General features: G+C 58.5%; 22 protein-coding genes. 19 read left to right on the forward strand and 3 right to left on the reverse strand.

Translation table 11 applies throughout. From position 1 onward, the window contains the following. Positions 1 to 2 precede the first annotated feature (2 nt). From aroK to gspM, 17 genes are all read left to right on the forward strand, one after another. Positions 3 to 521 (forward strand): shikimate kinase AroK, encoded by a 519-nt coding sequence (aroK, locus tag QN377_RS06570; protein ID WP_029611693.1) that lies wholly within the window; start codon positions 3 to 5, stop codon positions 519 to 521. Positions 522 to 651: 130 nt separating this feature from the next. Continuing rightward, positions 652 to 1,752, forward strand: a complete 1,101-nt coding sequence (aroB, locus tag QN377_RS06575; RefSeq protein WP_095000851.1) for a 3-dehydroquinate synthase — start codon at positions 652 to 654, stop codon at positions 1,750 to 1,752. Between the two features lie 10 nt (positions 1,753 to 1,762). After that, positions 1,763 to 3,334, forward strand: coding sequence for an AAA family ATPase (locus QN377_RS06580; RefSeq protein ID WP_095017725.1), 1,572 nt, complete (start codon positions 1,763 to 1,765; stop codon positions 3,332 to 3,334). 332 nt (positions 3,335 to 3,666) lie between these two features. Next, the gene (gene gltB, locus QN377_RS06585; protein ID WP_095001092.1) at positions 3,667 to 8,115 is read left to right on the forward strand and encodes a glutamate synthase large subunit; all 4,449 of its coding nucleotides are present in this window, start codon (positions 3,667 to 3,669) and stop codon (positions 8,113 to 8,115) included. Between the two features lie 33 nt (positions 8,116 to 8,148). Further along, entirely contained in the window at positions 8,149 to 9,567 is a 1,419-nt protein-coding gene (locus tag QN377_RS06590; RefSeq protein WP_095000853.1) for an FAD-dependent oxidoreductase, read from the forward strand. 229 nt (positions 9,568 to 9,796) lie between these two features. Continuing rightward, positions 9,797 to 10,864 carry a uroporphyrinogen decarboxylase gene (hemE, locus tag QN377_RS06595; RefSeq protein WP_095000854.1) on the forward strand — a complete coding sequence of 356 codons (1,068 nt, stop codon included), beginning with the start codon at positions 9,797 to 9,799 and terminating at the stop codon, positions 10,862 to 10,864. A gap of 654 nt (positions 10,865 to 11,518) precedes the next feature. Then, positions 11,519 to 12,046, forward strand: a complete 528-nt coding sequence (locus QN377_RS06600) for a type II secretion system protein N (protein WP_095000855.1) — start codon at positions 11,519 to 11,521, stop codon at positions 12,044 to 12,046. Between the two features lie 9 nt (positions 12,047 to 12,055). Further along, positions 12,056 to 13,969 (forward strand): type II secretion system secretin GspD, encoded by a 1,914-nt coding sequence (gene gspD, locus QN377_RS06605; RefSeq protein ID WP_095020163.1) that lies wholly within the window; start codon positions 12,056 to 12,058, stop codon positions 13,967 to 13,969. Next, positions 13,966 to 15,438, forward strand: a complete 1,473-nt coding sequence (gene gspE / locus QN377_RS06610; protein WP_095023791.1) for a type II secretion system ATPase GspE — start codon at positions 13,966 to 13,968, stop codon at positions 15,436 to 15,438. The genes gspD and gspE overlap by 4 nt, the downstream gene beginning before the upstream one ends. 2 nt (positions 15,439 to 15,440) lie before the next feature. Continuing rightward, complete coding sequence (gene gspF, locus QN377_RS06615) at positions 15,441 to 16,652, forward strand: type II secretion system inner membrane protein GspF (protein ID WP_095000858.1); 1,212 nt, start codon at positions 15,441 to 15,443, stop codon at positions 16,650 to 16,652. 3 nt (positions 16,653 to 16,655) lie between these two features. Continuing rightward, the gene (gspG, locus tag QN377_RS06620) at positions 16,656 to 17,096 is read left to right on the forward strand and encodes a type II secretion system major pseudopilin GspG (RefSeq protein ID WP_095031382.1); all 441 of its coding nucleotides are present in this window, start codon (positions 16,656 to 16,658) and stop codon (positions 17,094 to 17,096) included. A gap of 3 nt (positions 17,097 to 17,099) precedes the next feature. Continuing rightward, complete coding sequence (gspH, locus tag QN377_RS06625) at positions 17,100 to 17,588, forward strand: type II secretion system minor pseudopilin GspH (protein WP_095000860.1); 489 nt, start codon at positions 17,100 to 17,102, stop codon at positions 17,586 to 17,588. Then, positions 17,578 to 17,946 carry a type II secretion system minor pseudopilin GspI gene (gene gspI / locus QN377_RS06630; RefSeq protein WP_095000861.1) on the forward strand — a complete coding sequence of 123 codons (369 nt, stop codon included), beginning with the start codon at positions 17,578 to 17,580 and terminating at the stop codon, positions 17,944 to 17,946. The genes gspH and gspI overlap by 11 nt, the downstream gene beginning before the upstream one ends. Continuing rightward, the gene (locus QN377_RS06635) at positions 17,939 to 18,493 is read left to right on the forward strand and encodes a type II secretion system protein GspJ (RefSeq protein ID WP_095017721.1); all 555 of its coding nucleotides are present in this window, start codon (positions 17,939 to 17,941) and stop codon (positions 18,491 to 18,493) included. Before gspI ends, QN377_RS06635 begins: the two co-directional genes overlap by 8 nt. Further along, a complete protein-coding gene (locus QN377_RS06640) occupies positions 18,493 to 19,350 on the forward strand; it encodes a general secretion pathway protein GspK (protein WP_095017720.1) in 858 nt (285 codons plus the stop codon). The genes QN377_RS06635 and QN377_RS06640 overlap by 1 nt, the downstream gene beginning before the upstream one ends. After that, positions 19,347 to 20,438 (forward strand): type II secretion system protein GspL, encoded by a 1,092-nt coding sequence (gspL, locus tag QN377_RS06645; RefSeq protein ID WP_095017719.1) that lies wholly within the window; start codon positions 19,347 to 19,349, stop codon positions 20,436 to 20,438. The genes QN377_RS06640 and gspL overlap by 4 nt, the downstream gene beginning before the upstream one ends. Then, positions 20,435 to 20,884, forward strand: a complete 450-nt coding sequence (gene gspM, locus QN377_RS06650; protein ID WP_095023797.1) for a type II secretion system protein GspM — start codon at positions 20,435 to 20,437, stop codon at positions 20,882 to 20,884. Before gspL ends, gspM begins: the two co-directional genes overlap by 4 nt. Positions 20,885 to 20,914: 30 nt before the next feature. On the opposite strand, the gene QN377_RS06655 is transcribed toward gspM, so the two are convergent. Then, positions 20,915 to 22,174, reverse strand: a complete 1,260-nt coding sequence (locus QN377_RS06655; protein ID WP_153328394.1) for an MFS transporter — start codon at positions 22,172 to 22,174, stop codon at positions 20,915 to 20,917. A gap of 140 nt (positions 22,175 to 22,314) precedes the next feature. Between QN377_RS06655 and QN377_RS06660 the strand changes: the two genes are divergently transcribed. Continuing rightward, the gene (locus QN377_RS06660; RefSeq protein WP_095000866.1) at positions 22,315 to 23,217 is read left to right on the forward strand and encodes a LysR family transcriptional regulator; all 903 of its coding nucleotides are present in this window, start codon (positions 22,315 to 22,317) and stop codon (positions 23,215 to 23,217) included. A gap of 42 nt (positions 23,218 to 23,259) precedes the next feature. Here the strand turns inward: QN377_RS06660 and QN377_RS06665 are convergent, their stop codons facing one another. Continuing rightward, the gene (locus tag QN377_RS06665; protein WP_095017718.1) at positions 23,260 to 23,439 is read right to left on the reverse strand and encodes a DUF6124 family protein; all 180 of its coding nucleotides are present in this window, start codon (positions 23,437 to 23,439) and stop codon (positions 23,260 to 23,262) included. 441 nt (positions 23,440 to 23,880) lie between these two features. On the opposite strand from QN377_RS06665, the gene QN377_RS06670 reads away from it, so the two are divergent. After that, positions 23,881 to 24,219 carry a YceK/YidQ family lipoprotein gene (locus QN377_RS06670; protein ID WP_095000867.1) on the forward strand — a complete coding sequence of 113 codons (339 nt, stop codon included), beginning with the start codon at positions 23,881 to 23,883 and terminating at the stop codon, positions 24,217 to 24,219. 599 nt (positions 24,220 to 24,818) lie between these two features. Here the strand turns inward: QN377_RS06670 and QN377_RS06675 are convergent. After that, positions 24,819 to 25,259 carry a hypothetical protein gene (locus tag QN377_RS06675; protein ID WP_095000868.1) on the reverse strand — a complete coding sequence of 147 codons (441 nt, stop codon included), beginning with the start codon at positions 25,257 to 25,259 and terminating at the stop codon, positions 24,819 to 24,821. Between the last annotated feature and the right edge of the window lie 4 nt (positions 25,260 to 25,263).

Raw genomic sequence — 25,263 nt, forward strand, 5'->3', positions numbered from 1 at the left:
CTGTGCGAAATTTGATTCTTGTTGGGCCAATGGGGGCTGGAAAAAGCACCATCGGACGTTTGCTGGCCAAAGAGCTGCACCTGCCGTTCAAAGATTCCGATAAGGAAATTGAAGTGCGCACGGGTGCCAATATCCCGTGGATCTTCGATAAAGAAGGCGAGCCGGGCTTTCGCGATCGTGAAACAGCCATGATTGTCGAGCTGTGCCATGAAAATGGCATTGTGCTGGCCACCGGTGGTGGCGCGGTCATGCGCCCGGAAAACCGGCAAGCGCTGCGCAATGGTGGGCGCGTGGTGTATTTGCACGCCTCCATCGAGCAGCAGGTGGCGCGCACCTCCCGTGATCGCAACCGGCCCTTGCTGCGCAATGCCAACCCGGAAAAAATCCTGCGCGACCTGCTGGCTGTGCGCGACCCGCTTTATCGTGAAATTGCTGACCTGGTGGTTGAAACCGATGAGCGGCCGCCGCGCATGGTGGTGCTCGATATCCTCGAGCGCCTGGCCCAGCTTCCTCCCCGGTAGTCGCTGCACAGACCATTAAAGTGCGATACGAAATGCGCTATTCTCGGCGCCGAGCATGCCTTTTTACGGCATGCCATCACTTGATAATTGCGAAGCAGGGCGCTGGCGCCGTGCTTCAACGCGGGGTTTCATGCAGACAGTGAAGGTTGATCTAGGCGAGCGTAGCTACCCGATTCATATTGGCGAAGGTTTGTTGGATCAGCCGCAGTTGCTGGCTCCGCATATCGCCGGGCGCCAGGTGGCGATTGTGACCAATACAACGGTCGCGCCACTCTATCTTGAGCGCTTGACGCGTAGCCTCGCGCAGTTCTCGGTGTTGCCGATCATCCTGCCCGATGGCGAGTCGTTCAAGAATTGGGAAACCCTGCAGCTGATTTTCGATGGCCTGCTCACAGCACGTCATGATCGACGCACCACGGTGATAGCGTTGGGTGGCGGTGTTGTCGGTGACATGGCCGGTTTTGCTGCTGCTTGTTACCAGCGCGGAGTCGATTTTATCCAGGTGCCGACCACTTTGTTGTCCCAGGTCGATTCGTCCGTGGGCGGCAAAACCGGGATCAACCACCCCTTGGGCAAGAACATGATCGGTGCCTTCTATCAGCCCAACCTTGTGCTGATCGACACCCAGACCCTCAACACCCTGCCTGCCCGCGAATTGTCCGCAGGGCTGGCTGAAGTCATCAAATATGGCCTGATATGCGATGAGCCGTTCCTGACCTGGCTTGAAGACAACATGGATGCGCTGCGATCCCTGGACCAGGCGGCCCTGACTGCCGCGATCCAGCGTTCGTGCGCGGCCAAGGCTGAAGTGGTCGGCGCCGATGAGCGCGAAGCGGGTGTGCGTGCAACGCTCAACCTGGGGCATACCTTTGGCCATGCCATCGAAACCCATATGGGCTACGGCGTGTGGCTGCATGGCGAGGCCGTCGCTGCGGGCACCGTGATGGCACTGGAAATGTCTGCCCGCCTGGGCTGGATCACCGATGCCGAGCGTGATCGAGGTATCCGGATCTTTCAGCGTGCCGGTTTGCCAGTGGTGCCGCCCGTCGAAATGACCCCGGCCGACTTTATGCAACACATGGCAGTTGATAAAAAAGTGATCGACGGTCGTATGCGTCTGGTGCTGTTGCGCCGCATGGGCGAAGCCACAGTGACTGACGATTATCCACAAGAGGTTCTACAAGCCACGCTGGGTGCGGATTACCGCGCGCTGGCTCAGCTTAAAGGTTAATAAGATCCCGATGACTAGTTTGCATGCCGACGAGGCGTTCCTCGGTCACTTCCAGCTCACCCACGACCCCTTTGCACCGCGGGTTCCGGGCTTCAAGTTTTTCCCGGCCCAGCGCAAGCCGGTTCTGGGGCAGTTGCATCACCTTGCCCGCTACAGCCAGTTGCTGCTGGTGGTCACCGGGCCTGAGGGCAGCGGCAAAACCTTGCTGCGCCAGGCGTTGGTGGCGAGTACCAACAAGCAGTCGGTGCAAAGTGTCGTGGTCTCGGCGCGTGGGGCCGGCAATGCCGCCGGTATCCTGCAGCAAGTGGCGCAAACCCTGAATGTGGCGCGCCCTGACGTGGGCTCCATTCTGGCGCAAGTGGTGCAACTGGCGCTTACGGGGCAAGAGGTCTACCTGCTGGTCGATGATGCCGAACAGCTCGATGAGTCTGCGCTGCAAGCCTTGCTGGCGCTGGCTGCGGGTACGCCAGAGGGGCGTCCGCACGTGTTCTTGTTCGGTGAGCCGTCGATGATTGCCGGTCTTGAGGAACTGAGCGCTGATGAAGAACGCTTCCATGTGGTCGACCTGCAGCCCTATGACCTCGAAGAAACCCGCGAATATCTGGCCCAGCGCCTTGAAGGTGCCGGGCGCGGGATCGAACTCTTTAGCGCTCAGCAGATCTCAGATATACACGAGAGCTCTGAAGGCTGGCCCGGGATTATCAACCAGGTCGCCCGTGATGCAATGATCGAAGCCATGATTGCCAGCCGCTCAGCGGTCAAGCGTCCAAGTATGGGGTTCAAGATGCCGAAGAAACACGTATTGGCCATTGGTGCAGTAGTGGTAGTGGCTGTCGCTGCTGCCGTTTTGATTCCGGGCCGTGGCAAGGCACCTGTTGCGCCGGATGCCGAACAGACACAGCTGGGGCAGGCCACACCCAATGGCGGGGCCAAGCCGTCGGTGGATTTCGCCGGTTCTTCGCAGCCGATGCCGTTGCCGTTGGTGGGGCAGTCTCAGCCGGTCATGCGTGGCCCGCTGGCTGAAGCGGCCGGTGGTATCTCCGAGGGCGACGATGGCGGTGTGCCTGCGGTCGACGGCGGCGTTGCTTCGCCACCGACCGTCACCACCACCGCGCCACCGGTTGGCGTGCCAGCGGGCCCTGCGCCCGTAGCCACGCCACGCCCGGCACCAGCACCGGCACCTACCGTGGCCACGGCCAAGCCTGCGCCAGTGGCCAAGCCTGCCCCGGCCCCGGCAGCCAAACCAGTGGTCAAACCGGCCGAGAAGCCGGTTAGCCTGGCCAAGGCCGCACCAGGCGGTAGCTGGTACGCCAGCCAGCCTGCCAATAACTATGTGGTGCAGATCGTCGGCACCAGCTCTGAAGCGTCTGCGCAAAATGTCGCCAAAGAACTGGGCGGTGATGCTCGTTACTTCAAGAAAACCTTGAATGGCAAGCCGCTGTACGTCGTCACCTATGGCAACTTCCCAAGCCATGCTGCAGCAACTGCAGCAATCAAGAACTTGCCAGCGAAGACGCAGGCTGGTAAACCTTGGCCTCGCACTGTCGCCAGCGTCCAAAAAGAGCTGGCTGCAGCTCGCTGATGATCCGGCGACCTTACCCAGGTCGCCGTTCTAGTCCATCAAAACTCCTGCTTGTGCATGCGGCCTTAACAGCCGTGTGCCTTGTGGTGTCTGCGCCGTGTAGCAGTCAACATCAAAAATGTTTTGACTAGCACGAGCAATCGCTTTAAACCTTTCATAAATGCGACATGAATTTACGGTATAACGCCGCTTAATTTGTGGGTCTTTGTGACGGTGTGTAGAATGACCACCCTTTTGCCCCTGCCAAGCTGGCGTACGTTCAGCGCGGGAAGCAAGTGGTTGAATTAAAAGAAATTTGCCCTTTTTAAGGGCAGCCTGGTGAGAAAGTGTCTATGAAAGCAGGTCTGTACCACCCCGATGAATTCAAGGATAACTGTGGTTTCGGCCTGATTGCCCATATGCAGGGCGAACCCAGTCATACCCTTCTGCAAACCGCCATTGAAGCCCTGACCTGCATGACCCACCGCGGTGGGATCAACGCAGACGGCAAGACCGGTGACGGTTGTGGCCTGCTGATTCAAAAGCCTGACCTGTTCCTGCGTGCAACCGCCAAGGAGCAGTTCGGTACCGATTTGCCCAAGCAATACGCGGTCGGCATGGTGTTTTTCAACCAGGATCCGATCAAGGCCGAGGCGGCCCGCGACAACATGAATCGCGAGATCCTTGCCGCTGGCCTGCAACTGGTGGGCTGGCGCAAAGTGCCCATCGATACCAGCGTTCTGGGTCGTCTGGCGCTGGAGCGTCTGCCGCAGATCGAGCAAGTGTTTATTGGTGGGGACGGCCTGAGCGATCAGGACATGGCCATCAAACTGTTCAGTGCCCGTCGCCGTTCCTCGGTGTCCAACGCGGCAGACAGCGATCACTACATCTGCAGCTTTTCCCACAAGACCATCATTTATAAAGGCCTGATGATGCCGGCGGACCTCACCGCCTTCTATCCGGACCTGAGCGATGAGCGCCTGCAAACCGCGATCTGCGTGTTCCATCAGCGCTTCTCCACCAATACCCTGCCGAAATGGCCGCTGGCTCAGCCATTCCGCTTTCTCGCCCACAACGGCGAAATCAACACCATCACCGGTAACCGCAACTGGGCCCAGGCCCGTCGCACCAAGTTTGCCAACGATCTGATCGGTGACCTCGACGAACTCGGCCCGCTGGTCAACCGCGTGGGTTCGGACTCCTCCAGCATGGACAATATGCTGGAGCTGATGGTCACCGGCGGCATCGACCTGTTCCGTGGCGTACGCATGCTGATTCCACCGGCGTGGCAGAACGTTGAAACCATGGACCCCGACCTGCGGGCGTTCTATGAGTACAACTCCATGCACATGGAGCCGTGGGACGGCCCCGCCGGCGTGGTAATGACCGACGGTCGCTATGCGGTCTGCCTGCTTGACCGTAACGGCCTGCGCCCTGCGCGCTGGGTGACCACCACCAACGGCTATATCACCATTGCCTCGGAAATCGGCGTATGGGACTACAAGCCGGAAGACGTGATCGCCAAAGGCCGTGTCGGCCCTGGCCAGATCCTGGCCGTGGACACCGAAACCGGTCAGGTGCTGGACACTGACTCGATCGACAACCGCCTCAAGTCGCGCCACCCGTACAAGCAATGGCTGCGCAAGAATGCCCTGCGCATTCAGGCGACCATGGAAGACAACGACCACGGTTCGGCGTTTTACGACGTCGATCAGCTCAAGCAATACATGAAGATGTATCAGGTCACGTTCGAAGAGCGCGACCAGGTGCTGCGTCCGTTGGGCGAGCAAGGCTACGAAGCGGTAGGTTCGATGGGGGACGACACGCCAATGGCCGTGCTGTCCCAGCGTGTGCGAACACCTTACGATTACTTCCGCCAGCAGTTTGCGCAGGTCACCAACCCGCCGATCGACCCGCTGCGTGAAGCCATCGTCATGTCGCTGGAAATCTGCCTCGGTGCCGAGCGCAACATCTTCCAGGAATCCCCTGAGCACGCTTCCCGTGTGATTCTCAGTTCGCCCGTGATCTCGCCTGCAAAATGGCGCTCGCTGATGAACCTCGACCTGCCGGGCTTTGAGCGTCAGATCATTGACCTCAACTACGACGAAAGCGTCGGTCTTGAAGCGGCTGTGCGCAATATCGCCGATCAGGCCGAAGAAGCAGCGCGCGCTGGTCGCACCCAGATCGTTCTGAGCGACCGTCATATCGCGCCGGGCAAGTTGCCGGTTCACGCCTCTTTGGCTGTGGGCGCCGTGCATCACCGCCTGACCGAAAAAGGCCTGCGTTGCGACAGCAACATTCTGGTTGAAACCGCTACTGCCCGTGACCCGCATCACTTTGCGGTGCTGATCGGCTTCGGTGCCTCGGCGGTCTATCCGTTCCTGGCCTACGAAGTGCTGGGCGACCTGATCCGCACCGGTGAAGTACTGGGCGACCTCTATGAGGTGTTCAAGAACTACCGCAAAGGCATCACCAAAGGTCTGCTCAAGATCCTCTCGAAAATGGGCATATCGACCATCGCTTCGTACCGTGGTGCGCAGCTGTTCGAAGCCATCGGCCTGTCCGAAGAAATTTGCGAACTGAGCTTCCGTGGCGTGCCAAGCCGCATCAAGGGCGCACGTTTCGTCGACCTTGAAGCCGAGCAAAAGCTGCTGGCAGCCGAGGCCTGGAGTGCGCGCAAGCCCATCCAGCAAGGCGGCCTGCTCAAGTACGTGCATGGTGGTGAATACCATGCCTACAACCCTGACGTGGTGGCCACCCTGCAAGCCGCCGTGCAGCAGGGCGACTACAGCAAATTCAAGGAATACACCGCACTGGTCGACCAGCGTCCAGTGTCTATGATCCGCGATCTGTTCAAGGTCAAGACCCTCGATACCCCGCTGTCGATCGACGATATCGAACCGCTGGACTCGATCCTCAAGCGTTTCGACTCAGCCGGTATTTCCCTGGGCGCCTTGTCGCCAGAGGCTCACGAAGCCCTGGCTGAAGCCATGAACCGCTTGGGCGCACGCTCCAACTCCGGTGAAGGCGGCGAAGACCCGGCGCGTTACGGCACCATCAAGAGTTCGAAGATCAAGCAAGTGGCCACTGGTCGTTTCGGTGTGACACCGGAATACCTGGTCAACGCTGAAGTGCTGCAAATCAAGGTTGCTCAAGGCGCCAAGCCGGGCGAGGGCGGGCAACTGCCGGGCGGCAAGGTCAACGGCCTGATCGCCAAACTGCGCTACGCCGTACCGGGTGTGACCCTGATTTCGCCACCGCCGCACCACGACATCTACTCCATTGAAGACTTGTCGCAGCTGATCTTTGACTTGAAACAAGTCAACCCGAAAGCACTGGTGTCGGTGAAACTGGTAGCTGAAGCGGGCGTAGGTACCATCGCCGCTGGCGTGGCCAAGGCCTATGCCGACTTGATTACCATCTCCGGTTATGACGGCGGCACCGGCGCTTCACCGCTGACCTCCATCAAGTACGCGGGCGCACCGTGGGAGCTCGGTTTGGCCGAAACCCACCAGACCCTGCGCGGCAATGACCTGCGCGGCAAAGTGCGGGTACAAACCGATGGTGGCCTGAAAACCGGTCTCGACGTGATCAAGGCAGCAATTCTGGGCGCTGAAAGCTTCGGCTTCGGCACCGCACCCATGATCGCCCTGGGCTGTAAATACCTGCGTATTTGCCACCTCAACAACTGCGCGACCGGCGTTGCGACGCAAAACGAATCGCTGCGTAAAAACCATTACATCGGCACCGTCGATATGGTGGTCAACTTCTTCACCTATGTGGCCGAAGAAACCCGCGAGTGGCTGGCCAAGCTGGGTGTGCGCACCCTGGAAGAGTTGATCGGGCGTACCGACCTGCTGGAAATCCTCCAGGGCGAGACTGCCAAACAGCACAACCTGGACCTCACGCCATTGCTGGGCAGCGACCATATCCCGGCCGACAAGCCGCAATTCTGCCAGGTAGACCGCAACCCTCCGTTCGACAAGGGCCTGCTGGCCGAGCAGATGCTCGACATGGCGCGTTCGGCGATCAACGACATGAGCGGCGCCGAGTTCGACCTCGACATCTGCAACTGCGATCGCTCCATCGGTGCGCGTATCTCGGGTGAAATCGCCCGTACTCACGGCAACCAGGGCATGGCCAAGGCACCGATCACCTTCCGCTTCAAAGGCACTGCAGGTCAGAGCTTTGGTGTGTGGAACGCCGGTGGCTTGCACATGTACCTGCAAGGCGATGCCAACGACTACGTAGGTAAAGGCATGACCGGCGGCAAGCTGGTGATAGTCCCGCCTGCAGGCAGCGTCTACAAAACTCAGGACAGCGCGATTGTCGGCAATACCTGCCTGTACGGCGCCACCGGCGGCAAGCTGTTTGCAGCGGGCACGGCGGGCGAGCGTTTCGCGGTGCGCAACTCCGGTGCCCACACCGTGGTGGAAGGCACAGGCGATCACTGCTGCGAATACATGACTGGCGGTTTTGTCTGTGTGCTGGGTAAAACCGGTTACAACTTCGGCTCGGGCATGACCGGCGGTTTCGCCTACGTGCTGGATCAGGACAACACCTTCGTCGACAAGGTTAACCACGAGCTGGTGGAAATCCAGCGGATCAGTGGCGAAGCGATGGAGGCCTACCGTAATCACCTGCAACACGTGCTGGACGAATACGTTGAGGAAACCAACAGCGAGTGGGGTCGCAACCTCTCGGAAAACCTCGATGATTACCTGCGTCGTTTCTGGATGGTCAAGCCCAAGGCTGCCAGCTTGAAGTCGTTGCTTTCCAGCATCCGTGCCAATCCGCAGTGATATGCGCCTGAAGAGTTTGATGAGGTTTTAACAATGGCTGAACGTCTGAGTAACGACTTCCAGTTCATCGATGTCGGGCGCAAAGATCCGAAGAAGAAACTGTTACGTCAACGCAAGAAAGAGTTCGTGGAAATCTACGAGCCTTTTAAACCCCAGCAGTCGGCCGAACAGGCCCACCGCTGCCTGGGCTGCGGCAACCCGTACTGTGAATGGAAATGCCCTGTGCATAACTTCATTCCCAACTGGCTCAAGCTGGTGGCCGAGGGCAATATCCTCGCCGCCGCCGAGTTGTCGCACCAGACCAACACCCTGCCCGAAGTGTGCGGGCGGGTGTGCCCGCAAGACCGTCTGTGCGAGGGCGCCTGCACCCTCAACGACGGTTTTGGCGCGGTGACCATTGGTTCGGTGGAGAAATACATCACCGATACGGCATTCGCCATGGGCTGGCGCCCGGACATGTCCAAGGTCGTGCCCACCGGCAAGCGTGTCGCCATTATCGGTGCCGGGCCTGCAGGCCTGGGCTGTGCCGACGTGCTGGTGCGTGGCGGAGTGACCCCGGTGGTGTTCGACAAGAACCCGGAAATCGGTGGTCTGCTGACCTTCGGCATCCCCGAGTTCAAGCTGGAAAAAACCGTACTGAGCCATCGCCGCGAAGTGTTTACCGGTATGGGTATCGAGTTCCGTCTCAATACCGAAATCGGCAAGGACATCAGCATGGAGCAGTTGCTGGCCGAGTACGACGCCGTGTTTATGGGCATGGGCACTTACACCTATATGAAAGGTGGTTTTGCCGGTGAAGATCTGCCGGGCGTGCACGATGCGCTGGACTTCCTGATTGCCAACGTCAACCGCAACCTGGGCTTTGAAAAGTCGCCGGAAGATTTCGTCGACATGAAAGGCAAAAAGATTGTGGTGCTCGGTGGCGGCGATACGGCCATGGACTGCAACCGGACTTCGATTCGCCAGGGCGCCAAATCAGTAACCTGTGCCTATCGTCGTGACGAAGCCAACATGCCGGGCTCGCGCAAAGAGGTGAAGAACGCCAAGGAAGAAGGCGTTAAGTTCCTCTACAACCGTCAGCCGATCGCTATTGTCGGTGAAGGCAAAGTGGAAGGCGTGAAGGTGGTCGAGACCCGTCTCGGCGAGCCGGATGCCCGTGGCCGTCGTAGCCCGGAGCCGATCCCGGGTTCTGAAGAGATCATTCCGGCAGACGCCGTGATTATCGCCTTTGGTTTCCGTCCGAGCCCGGCCTCGTGGTTCGAGCAGTTCGAGATCCAGACCGACAGCCAGGGCCGCGTGATTGCGCCAGAGCAGTCGCAGTTCAAGCATCAGACCAGCCATCCGAAGATTTTTGCCGGTGGTGACATGGTGCGTGGTTCCGACCTGGTAGTGACCGCGATCTTCGAAGGCCGTACTGCGGCTGAAGGGATCATGGATTACCTGGGCGTGTAACCCGATTCCCTGTGGGGGCGGGCTTGCCCGCGATGGGATCAACTCGGTCTGCTGATCAATCGAGTTGTCTGTATCGCGAGCAAGCCGGCTCCCACAGTTGTTTCGCGGTGTTGCCAAATAGCACGTTCCACCGCGGCAAATCGACCCGATAGATAAAAGGCACGGCACTTGCCGTGCCTTTTGCGTCCGTCTCTGAGAAAATGCCCCCACTTTTTTTCCGGATGCTGACATGACTGTTCTCAAGAATGACCGTTTCCTTCGCGCTTTGCTCAAGCAACCTGTAGACGTAACGCCTGTCTGGATGATGCGTCAGGCCGGTCGCTACCTGCCGGAGTACCGCGCCAGCCGCGCCAAGGCCGGCGATTTCATGAGCCTGTGCAAGAACGCCGAATTCGCCTGTGAAGTCACCATGCAGCCTCTGGACCGCTTCCCGCAGCTGGATGCGGCCATCCTGTTTTCTGACATCCTGACCATCCCCGATGCCATGGGCCAAGGCCTGTACTTTGAAACGGGTGAAGGCCCGCGCTTCAAAAAGGTTGTCAGCACCCTGGCCGACATCGAAGCGCTGCCCATCCCGGATCCGCAAAAAGACCTCGGCTACGTGATGAACGCCGTCAGCACCATTCGCAAAGAGCTCAATGGCCGTGTGCCATTGATTGGCTTCTCCGGCAGCCCGTGGACGCTGGCCACTTATATGGTTGAAGGCGGCTCCTCCAAGGACTTCCGTAAAACCAAGGCCATGCTCTACGACACCCCGCAAGCCATGCACTTGCTGCTCGACAAGCTGGCGCAGTCGGTCACGTCTTACCTCAACGGCCAGATCCTGGCGGGCGCGCAGGCGGTGCAGATCTTCGACACCTGGGGCGGTAACCTGTCAGCTGCGGCCTATCAGGAGTTCTCCCTGGCCTATATGCGCAAAATCGTCAGCGGCCTGATCCGCGAACACGAAGGTCGCAAGGTGCCGGTCATTCTGTTCACCAAAAACGGTGGCCTGTGGCTGGAAAGCATCGCCGATGCTGGTGCCGATGCACTGGGCCTGGACTGGACCTGTGACCTGGGCGAAGCCCGCCGTCGTGTCGGCAATAAGGTTGCCCTGCAAGGCAACATGGACCCGACCGTGCTGTACGCCAACCCGGAGGCCATCCGCACCGAAGTCAAGCGCATCCTGGCCAGCTACGGCAACGGCTCGGGCCATGTGTTCAACCTGGGCCATGGTATTACCCCGGAAGTAAAACCCGAGCACGCCGGTGCGTTTATCAGTGCGGTGCATGAGTTCTCCGGTCAATATCACCAGTAAGCTCCAGCAGATTAAAAAATGCCCCGACATGTCGGGGCATTTTCATTTATTGCGTAGTCATCGCTATGACTGCTGACACTAAGTTTAGAGAAGTTAGAGACAAAACCTACAGATTCAAGAGGGCTGGCCTTACATTAATAATTGTTCATGCCAGTGAAAATCAGCCTTCGCCTTTGTATAAATAAGGTTGGTATTATAAAAGGCTGCTTAGTGTTATCGGGCTTGCATTCTGCGCACAACGTTCTGTTATTCAGGGTAAGGTTGTTTTTGGGTTTTTTAATAATAAATGTACCAGGGTGAGTTCTTGGTTGTTGCACTTTCAAGCGCTCGCAGTTTTAGGGTGTATTAGTGATAACCGCCCTACATTCGGACTGCTGCTTGCAATACGCTCCGTAGACCACTCATTGTGATCCGGGTGTGGCTCTTGCTGGAAAGTTACCTTGGTCTAGAAACAAGTCGCAATGATAGCTCCTGACTGTTTAAGTAAGGGGGTGCCGGGTTTTGGAGTGAAGTTGTTCGGTACTGTTTAGCTTAAGCCTGTTTTTTAGAGGGAGATTTGCGTGTTGATGTGTGTGCAGGTTGATAGTTATCCACTTGCCATCTGACGCAGCGGTGTTTTTTATCAGGGTAGAGCAATTCAGTCATGAGACAGTCATGAACAGTTCGATTCAAGTACTCAAACACTGCTTTTCATCTGTATGGGCGTCGCTGGCATTGATCTTGGTCTATGGCAGTTATTTGGTGTGGCAAGAACAAGGGTATCGCCACTCTATCCATATGCAATCGGAACTCGCACCCTTGAATGTTTCAGATCCTCCGGCTCCCGGGCTTTTCAAGCCTGAAGCGATCGCCACGTTATTCGGGCTTGTCACTCAAGACCGTCGGGTACCGAGTGCTGAGCCATTGCAGTTGCGTGCGAGCTTTGTTGCGAGCCAGGGCTCCTCTCAAGCCTTGTTGGCCGATGCACAGTCGGCACGTTTCTACTCGGAAGGTGAGCCTTTGCCGGGTGGCAGTGTCCTGCGCCGTATCGAGATGGACCATGTGGTGCTATGGCGCAATGGGCGTGAAGAGTACCTGACCCTTAAACCGCCAAACCAGTATGTATTGCCCTTATCCACTGCTCCAGCTACGACCTCGCAGGAGACCACTTTTTACCTGCGGCCATCGACCGGGAAACTTTAGAAAATGCCCATGACCAAGCCCGGTGCCTTCGTTTTCGGCCCTCTTTTTACCTGTTGTGTGCTGTGCGCAGGGTTGCTGTTGCAATCTCCGGCGTGGGCCCAGAAGCAGTACTGGAAACTGGCGATGAAAGAGGCCGAACTGCGCGACGTCGTGCAGGAAATATCATCGATACTCGGCGCCACCGTGGTTCTTGATCCCAGGGTTCAGGGCCGGGTCACGGTTATTTCCGAAAAAGAGCTGGACCGCGAAGGCGTACGTCGCTTGTTTTACTCTGTGCTCGATGCCCACGGCTTCTCGGTGATTGACCAAGGTGATCGTTTACTGATCATCCCTGCCGCCGAGGCAAAAGCACGGGCTGGCAGCGCTGATGCGAAAGCGGTTGAGGCAGAGGCCTTTGTCACACGGGTCATCGAACTGAATGGCAGCGTCGCGGCCGATCTGGCTGGCCTGTTGCGACCACTGGTGTCTAGCAGTGGTTACGTCGGGCCTTCTGCTTCGGCCAACGCGCTGATCATTACCGACACTGCAGCCAATACGCAGCGCCTTGTCGAAATGGTTCGCCAGCTGGATTCAGGTGCGCGTTCCGGCCATTCGGTGGTTGTGCTCAAACATGGTCTGGCCAGCGACATTGCCAGGATCATGGAGCAAGCGCTGGACAAAAAGGATGCGGGTTCGAACAGTCGAGTGATCGCCGACACATCGACCAATCGAGTGGTAATCATTGGCAACGAAACAGCTCGCAAGCGCTTGAGTGCACTGGCCCGCTCTCTCGATGCTCCGGGCAGCATCAAGCAGGAAAACTCACGGGTGCTGCGTCTTCGCTATGGCGATGCCAAGCAATTGGCCGCAGTACTGGAATCAGTAAGCCCGGGTTTGAAAAAGGACATGGCCCTGGAGAGCAGTACCCAGAAAGCATCAACCCGCGAAGTGATGGTAGCGGCAGATGAAAGCCAGAACGCACTGGTGATCATGGCTGAGCCTGCGCAGGTTCGTACCCTGGAAAATATCGTGCGCGAACTGGATCAGCCGCGCTCACAAGTGTTGATCCATGCCGCTATTGTTGAAGTTTCCGGGGATATTGCGAAAACCCTCGGCGTGCAATGGGGTGTCAACGCAGGCAGAGGCAGAGGCGGTATTACCTTCCCGGGCACCGGAATTCAAATTGGTGCGTTGTCCCAAAGTAATATCAAACTCCCAGAAGGTGCCGTGCTGCAGGTTGGCAACGACCGTTTCAACGTCCTGGTTTCAGCGTTGGCCAGCGATACCAACAACAATGTGTTGTCCACGCCGAGCCTTCTGACCCTGGACAATCAGGAAGCCGAGATCCTGGTGGGCCAAAACGTGCCGCTCAAAACTGGCTCCTATACAGGCTCTGGTGAAAACGCCAAAAACCCCTTTACCACGGTGACGCGTCAGGACATCGGCATCAGCCTAAAGGTCAAGCCGCATATCAATGAAGGCAGCTTGATGCGTCTGGAAGTTGCACAGGAAAACTCCGAGATAGCCCCTTCACTGCAGGGTGTCGAGTCAACCGATCTGATTACCAATAAACGCGCCTTGAAAAGCACCATCCTGGCCGAAGACGGGGAAATCATCGTGATTGGCGGGCTGATCAAGGACAGCGTTCGAACCCAGGTCAGTGGCGTTCCTTTACTTAAAGACATTCCGTACCTGGGCGCCCTGTTTCGCTGGAACAAAGACACCCGTACCAAAACCAACCTGATGGTTTTTTTGCGTCCGACCATTGTGCGCAGCAAGAATGATCTGCGTGAAATCAGCGAAAGCCGTTACAACGCTTTGCGCAAGCTCGATGAGAGCGGTCCCAAGGGCAAAAGCTCGCGGTTGTTGCCCGACAATGCACATCAAATGTTCGATACCCCTACGCAAGATAACCGTCGCCCACCTGAAGCAGGTCGACCATGACATCGCCAGGTGAGCGTTTGCCTTTCGGCTTTGCCCGGCGTTTCGGGGTGCTGCTGGACACCTCATCCACGCCTGCCACCCTGTTGCTTCGTGCCGACACACCATTGACCGCGTTGGCCGAAGCACAGCGCTGGGCAACGGCTGAATTAAAGGTAAGCACACTCACCGATGCACAATTCAGCGAGCGGCTGGCCAGCACCTATAGCGCTGGCCAAAGCGCGGCCGAGCAAGTAGCCCAAGGGCTGGACGACGAACTCGACCTGATGAGCCTGGCCGAGCAAGTACCGCAAACCGCAGATCTGCTGGAGCAGGAGGGCGATGCCCCGATCATTCGCCTGATCAATGCCCTGCTGCGAGAAGCCATGCGTGAGAAGGCTTCGGACGTACACCTCGAAACCTTTGAGCACTACCTGTCCGTGCGCATGCGCATTGATGGCCAACTGCGTGAAGTGCTCAGGCCCAAACGCGAACTGGCCAGTCTGCTGGTATCACGGATCAAGGTGATGGCGCGCCTGGATATTGCCGAGAAACGCGTGCCCCAGGATGGCCGCATCAGTTTGCGTCTGGCCGGGCATGAAGTCGATGTGCGAGTTTCTACCCTGCCTTCTGCACACGGTGAGCGGGTAGTCATGCGTCTGCTGGATAAACAGGCCGGGCGCCTGGATCTCCAGTGCCTGGGCATGCCCGCCGAGACCCTGAGTCGGTTTCAACACATTCTTGCGCGCCCCCATGGGATCTTTCTGGTCACGGGCCCGACCGGCTCGGGCAAAACCACTAGCCTGTATGCTGCGCTTAGCCATTTGAATCACCAGAGCCGTAATATTCTGACTGTCGAAGATCCGGTGGAATATCACCTTCCCGGCATCGGCCAGACCCCGGTCAACACCAAGGCTGACATGACGTTTGCCCGAGGTCTGCGGGCGATTCTGCGTCAGGACCCCGACGTGGTCATGGTCGGTGAGATCCGTGACCATGAAACCGCCGAAATCGCCGTACAAGCTTCGTTGACCGGGCATCTGGTGCTGTCGACCCTGCACACCAACAGCGCCATTGGCGCCGTCACCCGGTTGGTAGACATGGGGGTGGATGCCTATCTGTTGTCGTCTTCGCTGGTGGGCATATTGGCCCAGCGGCTGCTGCGCACGCTGTGTGTGGACTGCAAAACCCCGTACGCCGCCGACCCGGTCGCCAGGGCACGGCTTGGCCTTGACCCTGAGGCCAGGCCGACCCTGTTCCGGGCTCGGGGCTGCACACACTGCCGGCAAGGTTATCGCGGTCGTACCGGTATCTACGAACTGGTCAGTATCACCCCGGCCCTGGCCGGGATGATTCATCAGGGCGCCAGCGAGCCGGAACTGATCCGCGAAGCGCGAAAGTTATCCTGCGGGCTGTTTCAAGATGGCCAACGGCGGGTGCTTGACGGTCAGACCAGCCTCGACGAACTGCTGCGTGTCACTCAGGAGGACTGAGCATGCCTGCTTTTGAGTATCGCGCGCAGGACGCCAACGGGCGCAATTGCCGGGGGCTTCAAGAGGCTGACAGTGCCCGCCATGCTCGCCAGCTTTTACGTGAGCGGGGCCTGCGCCTGAGCCATCTGGGTGAGGCCAGAAAAAATCGGCAGAAGGACAGCCATGCGCAGTCCGGCACCCGTCTGGGGGGCACGGATCTGGCGCTGCTCACCCGTCAATTAGCCACTCTGATCCATGCCGGCCTGCCCCTCGAAGAAGCCTTGAGCGCCGTCACGGCTCAAAGTGAAAAGCGTCGGGTTAGCCATTTACTGGCGGCTGTGCGCAGCCGGGTGCTGGAAGGTCATGCCTTGGCCACCACGTTGGCGGTGTTCCCCCGCGCTTTCCCCGAACTGTTCCGGGCCACGGTCGCTGCAGGCGAGCGCAGCGGGCACCTGGGGCTCGTCCTGGAGCAATTGGCCGACTACACCGAAGCCCGTCAGGCCTCGCGCCAGAAAATCCAGCTGGCGTTGGTCTATCCCCTGATCTTGCTGGTTGCTTCGTTCTCGATTGTCGGTTTCCTGCTCGGCTACGTTGTACCCGACGTGGTCAAGATCTTCATCAACAGTGGCCAGCCATTACCTGTTTTGACACAAGCCATGATCGCCATCAGCAATGGTCTGCGCAGTTATGGCGCGTTGCTTTTTATCGTGCTGCTGGTTGCCTGCGGCGCGACCCGTTGGGCACTGCGTCAGCCGCGGCTGAAGCTGCGCTGGCATGTGCTGTTGCTCAACCTTGTGCTGGTGGGCGGGGTGCTGAGGGCAATGGAAGCAGCACGGTTCGCCAGCACCCTGGCGATATTGGGCAAAAGTGCCGTACCACTGGTGGATGCCCTGGAAATTTCGGCCACGGTCATCAGTAACCTGGCCATACGCCAACGCATGCTCGACGTTGCCCGCTCAGTCCGCGAAGGCGGCACTCTGGCTCGAGGGCTGGAGCGCAGTGGTGATATCCCGCCCATGATGCTGCATCTGATTGCCAGTGGCGAACGTGCCGGCGAGCTGGACAGCATGCTGGCGCGGGCCGCCGAGCAACAGGAAAAAAACCTCGCCGCCCGTATCGCCCTGGTAGTGAGCCTGTTTGAACCGATCATGCTGGTGCTGATGGGTGGCGTGGTGCTGCTGATCGTCATGGCCATTCTCTTGCCGATTCTTGGCCTCAATCAACTGGTGAATTGACCTATGAACAGTACTTCAAAACCCAATCAACGGGGCTTCACCCTGATTGAAATCATGGTTGTGGTAGTCATCATTGGTGTGCTCGGTGCCATTGTCGTGCCTCAGTTTATGAACCGCCCGGATCAGGCCAAGGTGACCGCTGCGCGCACTGATATTCAGGCCATTGCCACAGCCCTTGAAATGTATCGCCTCGACACCTTCAGCTACCCCTCGACCCAGCAGGGCCTTGAGGCTTTGAGCAAGCACCCGGCCGGCAGCCCGGTGGTAAAAAACTGGAACCCGCAGGGGTACCTCAAGCGGCTGCCACTGGATCCGTGGGGCACGCCTTATCAATACCTGAGCCCGGGTACCCGTTCGACAGATTACGATCTGTTTTCCTTGGGTTCAGACGGCGTACCCGGCGGTGAAGGGAGCGCGGCAGACATCGGCAACTGGAGCTACTGAGCCATGCGCAGGCGGGCGTCGGGCTTTACCCTGATCGAGTTGCTGGTGGTCATTGTGCTGGTGGGTGTGCTCGCTTCAATGGTGCGTATCAGTCTGGGTGACAACAACAGCCGCAACGCTCGACAGGAAGCCGATGTCCTGTTGGGCGTTATGCACGGTTTACGCGAGAAAGCGGTTCTGGATGGCCGGGAATATGGCCTGCGGCTTGAGCCCGGGGCCTATCAGGTGATGCGCTTTGAACGTGATGCCTGGAAGCCGGCTGATGCCCGGGTGAAGTTGCCTTACGGACTGGCCCTTGCCCTGACTGTGGAGGGGCGCTCGCAGCCCCTTATACCTATGGCAGAAGCACCGCAGTTAATGTGGTTGAGCAGCGATGAAAACACCGCTTTCAGTCTGCACGTCGACAGTCCGCCCCGGCGCTGGCGAAGTATCGTCAGCGACGGCCTTGGCGACGCGCTGGTTGTTGTGGCGCAGGCATCCCATGAAGGCTGATAAAGGTTTCACCCTGCTGGAGGTCATGATTGCGCTCGCCATCTTTGCCATCCTGGCGGCGGCGGTCATGTCTGCCTGCCAGTATGTGCTGGGCCAGAGTGCGAGGGTCGAGGCAAGGTTGTTGGGCGCATGGCTGGCGGACAACCACCTCAATGAAATGCAGCTGCAAACTGCTCCTCCGGCCTTGGGGCTACAAACCCTCAATGTGACCTATGCCCGGCGTGACTGGCGCCTGAGTCGACGCATCACGGCCGAGCCCGGTACAGGCCTGCTGCGGGTAGAGTTGAGTGTCAGCCCGGCGGGCAGCGAGCATGCGGTACAGTCTGTGACCCACTGGCTGGCGTTCAGCCATGAATAAGCCCCAGGCCGGCTTTACCCTGCTCGAACTGGTGATTGCCATTGCCATTTTCGCCTTGCTGGGCCTTGGCTGCTGGCGACTCTTTGACGCAGTTGTACGTGTCGAGCGCAGCAGCACGGCACAACAGCAGGCCCTGCGCAGCTTGCAGAGGGCGGTGGCGATGATCGAACGCGATGTTTTGCAGGCCCAGAGTTCAGCCCAAAGCCCGGGTGTCGTGCTGTACCCCGATAAACTCGAAGTGCGCCGCGTCAACTGGCGCAACCCGTTGGGCCTGCCGCGCAGTGAAGTGCAGGATGTCAGTTACCAGCTCAAGGATGGTGTGCTCTGGCGCTTTAGCCGCGGGCTGGAGGAGGGCGCGCAACTGCAACAACAAAAACTGCTTGGCGATGTGCGCGAGGTGCGCTGGCGGTTGTTCAATCGCAAGACGGGTTGGCACAGTGCAGGTGCTTCTGCCCCCAAAACTGCGCAGCACGCCCTGGAGTTAAACCTGTCGGTGGGTCGCTTCGACGGTGTACGCCGTGTGCTGTTATTGACGGGGGGCACGTGATGCGCCGCAACCAGCGAGGGATCGCCCTGATCACCGTGTTGCTGGTGATGAGCCTGGCGTTGTTGATCACCGCCGGCATGTTGCGCAGCCATCGTCTGGCCCTGAACAGCAGTGCCCAGCAGATCCACCAGTTGCAACTGCGCACCCTGGCATTTGCGGGCGAGACCTGGGCCCGTGAACACTTGCGTACCCTGATCCGCGATCCCATGGTCGCCGTTGCTTCTGGCCAGGCCTGGGCCAGCAGCCAGCCACAGTTGCGCATCGACGATGGACAAATCGACGTGGTAATTGAAGACCTCGCCGGGCGATTCAACATCAGCCCCTTATTGGCCAAAGGTCCCGCCAGCGATGTGATGGAGCAACGCTGGATGCGCCTGCAAACCCTGCTTGAATTGACCCCGCTGGATGCCAGCGTACTGCAGGGCCAGAGTTTGAGTGATATCAGCCAGTTGCGTGTGCTGCCCGGTGTCGACAGCCAGTGGTACATGCGTATGCAGCCGTGGATCGTGCTGTTGGGAAAGGATGCCGTACTGAACATAAACACTGCGCCTGCCACTCTCCTTGCGACGCTGGAAGGCGTGACGCCTGAGCTGGCGCGCGCGCTGGTAACTACCCGGCCGCTGCAAGGCTATGCCAGTGTTCAGGATTTCACGTTCACCCCGGCGCTGATCGGGTTGGGTGTTCAGGCTGCGGGTCTGGGCATCAGCAGTCGCTGGTTTCGGATCACCACCGATGTGCGCCTTGGGCAAAGTCGCTTGCGGCTTGAAAGCGATGTGGTCCGCGATCCTCATACCGGCGAATGGCACTTGTTGCAGCGACGCCTTTTAGCTCCCCGACACCGCGAGCCCTTTGTATGAACAGCTGGCTTTACCTCACCGCCAAGGGTTTTGCCCACAGTGTCGAGATTGATTATGACAACGCCCCTGTATTCGTCTGGCACGATGCTCAGTCGCCGACAGAAACCTCATTGAGCGAAGCTGCAGCCGGGCTAAAAGGCCGGAACGTCGCACTGGTCCTGCCCATGGAGATGTGCAGCTGGGTGCTGACCGAACCCTGGCCGGGCAAGCGTAGGCCCACCGCACAGGCCCTGGCTTTTGCCGTCGAAGATCAACTGGCCGATGATCTGGACGAACTGCACTTCGCCGTCGGGCCGGTGGATACGCAGCAGCGTTATCCCTTGCTGATCACTCACAAACAGCGATTTAGAACGTTGCTGTGCCAGCTCCATGAGCGCGGTTTGACTATCGTCAGCGCGCAGGTGGATGCGGATCTGTTGCCTCGCGATCAAGCATGTATGCAATGGTGGTGTGGGCGCTGGTTGGTTGGCGGGACGCTTGAATTCCGGCTGGCCGTCTCCCTGGTGGGGCTGGAGTTGGTTAAATCCGGTTTGCCCACCGCATTGACGGCGCGAAAAATTGACTGGGACGCACTCCCGGAAGATGCAATCAACTTGCTCCAAGGTGAGTTTCGGCGTCAGGTGCGGGGTTGGCCGTGGCGGCGACTCAGGGTAATGGCACTGCTGATGTTTACGCTGGCCTTGGGGTTTACCCACCTGCGCAGCAGTTTTCTGGAGGGGGAAGCGGCGCGGATTTATGTCATGAGCGAAGAGCGGTTCAAAACCCTGTACCCGGCGCAAACCCGTATTGTGGACCTGTCCGCACAACTCAAGGCAATGCAGCAGCGCGCCACGGGTGCACAAGGAGGGCATATGGCACGGTTGCTTCAACTGACCGAGCAGGTGATTGGCGCCAGCAGTGTCGAAGTGCAGCATATGGAGTGGCGGGCAAGCATCGGTTGGGTATTGAACCTCACGGTCGGCAGCTTTGCCCAGCTTGAGCAATTACGCGAGCGAGGCGTGCAAAGCGCACTGCCGATTACGCTGGGCAATGCGAGCCAGCAGGGCAGTCGGGTGCAGGCCATGCTGACCCTCAGGGATGAATCATGAAGACGTTTGTGCGTGAGCGCTGGTTGCACCTGCCGCCTCGAGACCGCCAGTTGTGCGGTGTGCTGGCGGTATTTCTACTGATTGTGTTCAGCGTCTACGGGCTGTGGTTACCGGCTCAACAACGTCTGGATGCGGCCCGGGCGCTATACCTCAAGCAGCTGGCACTCGAAGGTGAAGTCCGGCAGGCACGCCCCGGATCCATCGCCAGGGGTGCTGAACAGCCCTTGGTCTCGCGTTTGAGCGACAGTGCCGCAGACTCCGGGTTGAGCGTTGAGCAGTTTGAAATAGATGGCGGTGTTGTACGCATCTCCCTGAACGGGGATGCGGTTGCGGTGCTGGGCTGGCTCAATCGTATTGAACTGGAAGGTGCAGGCTTCGAAAGCCTGAGTCTGGAAAAACGTGGTACCAGCCTCCAGGCACGGCTACAGATCAACAACCCGAATTGAGGTAGTGCCTGTAGCCGCAGGTGCAGGGAGTTACGTGTTCTTTGCGTTTCCCGGCAGCACTGGCAGCCGGGCCAGATGCAGCGCTACCAGCAGGGCAACCACCAGCATGCTGGAGATAAACAAGCCGATGCCGTTCCAGCCCGCCAGATGCCAGAACACACCCCCCAGGGTGCCAGCTACGCTCGACCCGGCGTAGTAACTGAACAGGTACAGCGACGACGCCTGCCCCTTGGCCTTGCTTGCCCGGCGGCCGATCCAGCTGCTGGCCACCGAATGCGCGCCGAAGAAGCCGAAGGTGAACATCAGCATGCCGATAATCACAAACGCAATGGGCGTGAGCAGGGTCAGCGCGATCCCGGCCAGCATCAGCACAATCACCGCCCACAGTACGCGACGACGGCCCAGTTTGTCGGCCAGTGCGCCAATCTGTGCCGAGCTGTAGATACCCGACAGATAGACGATCGACAGCAAGCCTACCAGTGCCTGGTTCATATTGTACGGCTCGGCCAGCAGGCGGTAGCCGATGTAGTTGAACAGGGTGACAAAACTCCCCATCAGCAGGAACGCTTCGAGAAACAGCCAGGGCAGCCCGGCATCGCGAAAATGCATGGTGAAACCGTCGAGCAGGCTGCGCGGATTCATCGAGCGCGGGCGGAAGTTGCGCGATTCGGGGAGGATTTTCACGAACACCACCGCGGCCACCAGCGCCAGCGCGCCAATCACCAACATCGCGGTGTGCCAACTGACAAAGTCGATCAATACACCGCTGATCAGACGACCGCTCATGCCGCCAATGGCGTTGCCACCGATATACAGGCCCATGGCCAGGCCGATGTGCTGCGGGTGGATTTCTTCACTCAGATAGGTCATGGCTACCGCAGCCAGCCCGCTAAGAGACAGCCCTACCAGCGCCCGTGTAATCAGTACACCTTCCCAGGTCGGCATCAGGGCACTGAGGAGGGTAAACAGCGCGGCACTAAACAACGCAAACACCATCACGGGCTTGCGCCCGAAGGCATCGGAAATGGGCCCGGTAATCAGCAGGCCAATGGCTAGCATCGCCGTGGCCACGGACAGAATCAGACTGCTTTGAGCGGCATTGATCCCGTACTCATGGGATAGCACCGGCATCATCGGCTGCACGCAATACAACAGGGCAAAGGTTGCGAACCCACCCGAGAACAGGGCCAGCACCGTGCGCATAAACATCGGCGTGCCTTTCTCGATAAATACATCATTCAGTTGGGTAACAACATCATCCAGCGCGGACGGCGGGATTTCGTGGGCCAGGGGTGCAGCGGCAGTTTTCACGGGGACCTCAAATAGGGGTAAAGCCGAACGGCAATGACAAAAGAATATAGGCGGCTAACGATTCTTTCCAATATATAATTCGACCTGTTTAATAGGTTTTACGACTTAATGGAGGTTGTATGGAACTGCGCCATTTGCGCTACTTCATTGCCGTGGCCGAAGAGCTTCACTTTGGTCGGGCGGCGCAGGTGCTGGGCATTTCCCAGCCACCGCTAAGCCAGCAAATTCAGGCGCTTGAGCAGGAATTGGGGGCACGGCTGTTCGAGCGAACCAATCGTCGGGTTGCCCTGAGCGAAGCCGGACGCTTGTTTCTGGAGGAGGCGCGGCGGGTGTTGGCCCAGGTCGACAAAGCCGCCGACGTGGCCCGGCGGGCGCAGTTGGGTGAGCTGGGTGAATTGAAAATTGGCTTTACCTCGTCGGCGCCGTTCAACTCCAGTATCCCCCAGGCCATTTTTGCCTTTCGCCAGGCGTTCCCGGCGGTGCATCTGGACCTCAAGGAAATGAGCAGCCGCGAAGTGGCCGAGGGGCTGGTGGATGAGTCCATCGAAGTCGGGATCATGCGGCCGCTGGCGTTGCCGGATTCGTTGCATGTTGTTGAACTGTTTCGCGAGCCGCTGGTGGCCGTGATTCGCGCCGATCACCCGCTGGCCGAAGGCAGCGAGGATGGTTTGCAACTGGCGGCATTGGCGGACGAACCCTTTGTATTCTTCCCGCGCAGCTATGGCAGCGGCTTGTACGCGCAATTGCTCAGCCTGGCGCGGGTGGCGGGGTTCAGCCCGCATATCTCCCAGGAGGCGGGGGAGGCCATGACCATTATCGGGCTGGTGTCGGCGGGGTTGGGGGTGTCGGTGCTGCCGGCGTCGTTCCAACATATGCGTATCAAGGGTGTGGTTTATCGGCCGTTGCTGGATACCGATGCCAATACGGCGGTGTGGCTGGTGCAGCGCAAGGGTCACTCATCACCGATGGCGACCGCGTTTGCGCAGTTGCTGACGCGCAAGATGGTGCACCCCTCACCCTAGCCCTCTCCCGGAGGGAGAGGTTTGGGGTGAGGGCAGGGCTGATCAGCGAGCCAGCAACTTATCCACAGACGCTTTGATCTGATGGATCAGATGCACCACCGCCAGCGCCACATCGCGGTTCAGGCCTTGCAGGTTATCGGCCGACGCATAGGCCGTGGCGATGGCGCAGCGCAGCAGTTCATCGGTGTGTTCGAGGGTTTGTTCGTGATCGTGTGTAGTCATGGTGAGTCTCCATCTATACGAATTGGAAGCTGTCACCATTTGCTTGCACACAAAGAGGGTGGCAGCTGTACGCGGGTGTGCAAGACCGGTAGATAGGAGCAAAACCCGGCAGATCCGAAGACCTCCCACGTACAGCCGCCATAAAGCAGAGTTTCTGGCGGTGATACTCAAATCTCAATCGGACTTGCACGCCCGGTCAACCATGGGGGATGACGTACCGGAGGCTAGCGATCGAAAGAGACAGGCGCAAGACCCAAGGATTCTCTAGGAAGCGTCCTGCGAATGAAAGAGATATGACCCTCGGACGTCGCTGCCCGGTAAATGTTGGCGCGCAAGATTCCCTCTTGGCGAAAAATCTCTTAACAAATCGATGCCGGGAGGTGATCGCCTTTTGTGCACGTTTGTCGTTAGGTTATTAACCCCTGACATCGAGATTTGATCATGGCCCATAAAGGTTACGCAGTGCTCGCTGGCTTATGCTTGGCACTCAGCGGTTGTGGAACGACCAATACGGTATTGCGTGGTGATGAAGTAACGCGTCGTAATCTTAAAGAGTGGAAAACCTACTGTGATTCCGTGCCCCGGGTTTACAGTGGCGTGTCATACGGTCTGTGTATTCTGCACGGGCCATCCCCTACTGTTTCACAAGATATTGCAGCGTCTGCCTTGCTACCACTCAGGCTTCTGGATTTCGTGCCTTCCGCCATTGCTGACACGGTGGTGCTGCCCTACACGATTTATCGCCAAAGCACCGAAGGAAGTATCACTCTCGCCCGATAGTTGTAGCTTTGGGAGCGTGTATTACCGGGCCAGTCACTTATCCACAGACGTTTTAGCCTGATGGATCAGATGCACCATCGCCAGCGCTACATCGCGGTTCAGGCTTTGCAGGTTATGTCCTGCGAATGAAAGAGATATGGCCCGCAGGGGCTGCGGTTTGGCCGAGAATTGCGAAACGCGCAGTTATAAAACACGCTTGGAAACTTGAAAGTAATGCTGCGCAAAATCGCTTCTTTAAGCACGGGTCCAGTCAATGTCACTTCAATATCAACCGAAAGAAGGCAGCGTACTTATTTGTGATTTCAGAGGCTATGAAGTGCCGGAATGATCAAGGTCAGGGCCATCGTGGTTATTCGTAAACATCGGCTGTCCGCTGCGCTTTGAGCTTGTAAAAGAGCGGCCAGAAACGATAAGCGGGCGTCATGCTGGTTGCCTGAACGCTTAGCGCGAGTAATAGTCCATTCGTACCCGCAAGGGGCTTGTGAGACGCTGAGAATCCTGGGAAACCAGCCATTACAGAGCCGGACCGACACAGTGCTATGACAAGCCAGTCTGTTTGTGAATAAGGCGCCGAAAGGCGCCTTTGTCGTTTCTGATGCTTACAACGGTTTTACCCGCGCCGCTTCAGACAGCTGCTTGGCCGTGCGTTCGTTCTGATTGTCCTTGAGGTCGCGCACGATATCGCGATCCAGCAGGCGCACCCAGCGAATGTAATTCTTGTGAATCTTGCCGTCCTTGTAGTCCAGGCCACTGCTGTCGCGGTACTGGATCCGGTAATGATCGGCGCTGTACGGAATGTCGATTTCAGCGTGGTATTGCCCGCGCACGGTGATCTGCGCCTGCACCAGTTGCGGGGTGATTTTTTGCACTGTCCAGCCGCGCCCGACCAGGGCCTTGACGATGGCCTGTTGCATTTGCGCACGGTCGCTGTTGATCGAGGCATGCAATGTGCGGTCGGGGGTGAACACGGGTTTGCTGGTGCAGGACACGGTGGTCAGCAGGGCCAGGGCAATCAAGGTAATGCGCAGCAGGTAAGTCATTGCA

Source organism: Pseudomonas sp. CCC4.1 (assembly GCF_035019225.1).
Taxonomy (GTDB): Bacteria; Pseudomonadota; Gammaproteobacteria; order Pseudomonadales; family Pseudomonadaceae; genus Aquipseudomonas; species Aquipseudomonas bubulae.

What these genes read in the sequence shown, in the direction of transcription:
- aroB (WP_095000851.1), top strand. Translation starts at nt 652, where the DNA reads ATGCAGACAGTGAAGGTTGATCTAGGCGAGCGTAGCTACCCGATTCAT.
- QN377_RS06580 (WP_095017725.1), top strand. Translation starts at nt 1,763, where the DNA reads ATGACTAGTTTGCATGCCGACGAGGCGTTCCTCGGTCACTTCCAGCTC.
- gltB (WP_095001092.1), top strand. Translation starts at nt 3,667, where the DNA reads ATGAAAGCAGGTCTGTACCACCCCGATGAATTCAAGGATAACTGTGGT.
- QN377_RS06590 (WP_095000853.1), top strand. Translation starts at nt 8,149, where the DNA reads ATGGCTGAACGTCTGAGTAACGACTTCCAGTTCATCGATGTCGGGCGC.
- hemE (WP_095000854.1), top strand. Translation starts at nt 9,797, where the DNA reads ATGACTGTTCTCAAGAATGACCGTTTCCTTCGCGCTTTGCTCAAGCAA.
- QN377_RS06600 (WP_095000855.1), top strand. Translation starts at nt 11,519, where the DNA reads ATGAACAGTTCGATTCAAGTACTCAAACACTGCTTTTCATCTGTATGG.
- gspD (WP_095020163.1), top strand. Translation starts at nt 12,056, where the DNA reads ATGACCAAGCCCGGTGCCTTCGTTTTCGGCCCTCTTTTTACCTGTTGT.
- gspE (WP_095023791.1), top strand. Translation starts at nt 13,966, where the DNA reads ATGACATCGCCAGGTGAGCGTTTGCCTTTCGGCTTTGCCCGGCGTTTC.
- gspF (WP_095000858.1), top strand. Translation starts at nt 15,441, where the DNA reads ATGCCTGCTTTTGAGTATCGCGCGCAGGACGCCAACGGGCGCAATTGC.
- gspG (WP_095031382.1), top strand. Translation starts at nt 16,656, where the DNA reads ATGAACAGTACTTCAAAACCCAATCAACGGGGCTTCACCCTGATTGAA.
- gspH (WP_095000860.1), top strand. Translation starts at nt 17,100, where the DNA reads ATGCGCAGGCGGGCGTCGGGCTTTACCCTGATCGAGTTGCTGGTGGTC.
- gspI (WP_095000861.1), top strand. Translation starts at nt 17,578, where the DNA reads ATGAAGGCTGATAAAGGTTTCACCCTGCTGGAGGTCATGATTGCGCTC.
- QN377_RS06635 (WP_095017721.1), top strand. Translation starts at nt 17,939, where the DNA reads ATGAATAAGCCCCAGGCCGGCTTTACCCTGCTCGAACTGGTGATTGCC.
- QN377_RS06640 (WP_095017720.1), top strand. Translation starts at nt 18,493, where the DNA reads ATGCGCCGCAACCAGCGAGGGATCGCCCTGATCACCGTGTTGCTGGTG.
- gspL (WP_095017719.1), top strand. Translation starts at nt 19,347, where the DNA reads ATGAACAGCTGGCTTTACCTCACCGCCAAGGGTTTTGCCCACAGTGTC.
- gspM (WP_095023797.1), top strand. Translation starts at nt 20,435, where the DNA reads ATGAAGACGTTTGTGCGTGAGCGCTGGTTGCACCTGCCGCCTCGAGAC.
- QN377_RS06660 (WP_095000866.1), top strand. Translation starts at nt 22,315, where the DNA reads ATGGAACTGCGCCATTTGCGCTACTTCATTGCCGTGGCCGAAGAGCTT.
- QN377_RS06665 (WP_095017718.1), bottom strand. Translation starts at nt 23,439, where the DNA reads ATGACTACACACGATCACGAACAAACCCTCGAACACACCGATGAACTG.
- QN377_RS06670 (WP_095000867.1), top strand. Translation starts at nt 23,881, where the DNA reads ATGGCCCATAAAGGTTACGCAGTGCTCGCTGGCTTATGCTTGGCACTC.
- QN377_RS06675 (WP_095000868.1), bottom strand. Translation starts at nt 25,259, where the DNA reads ATGACTTACCTGCTGCGCATTACCTTGATTGCCCTGGCCCTGCTGACC.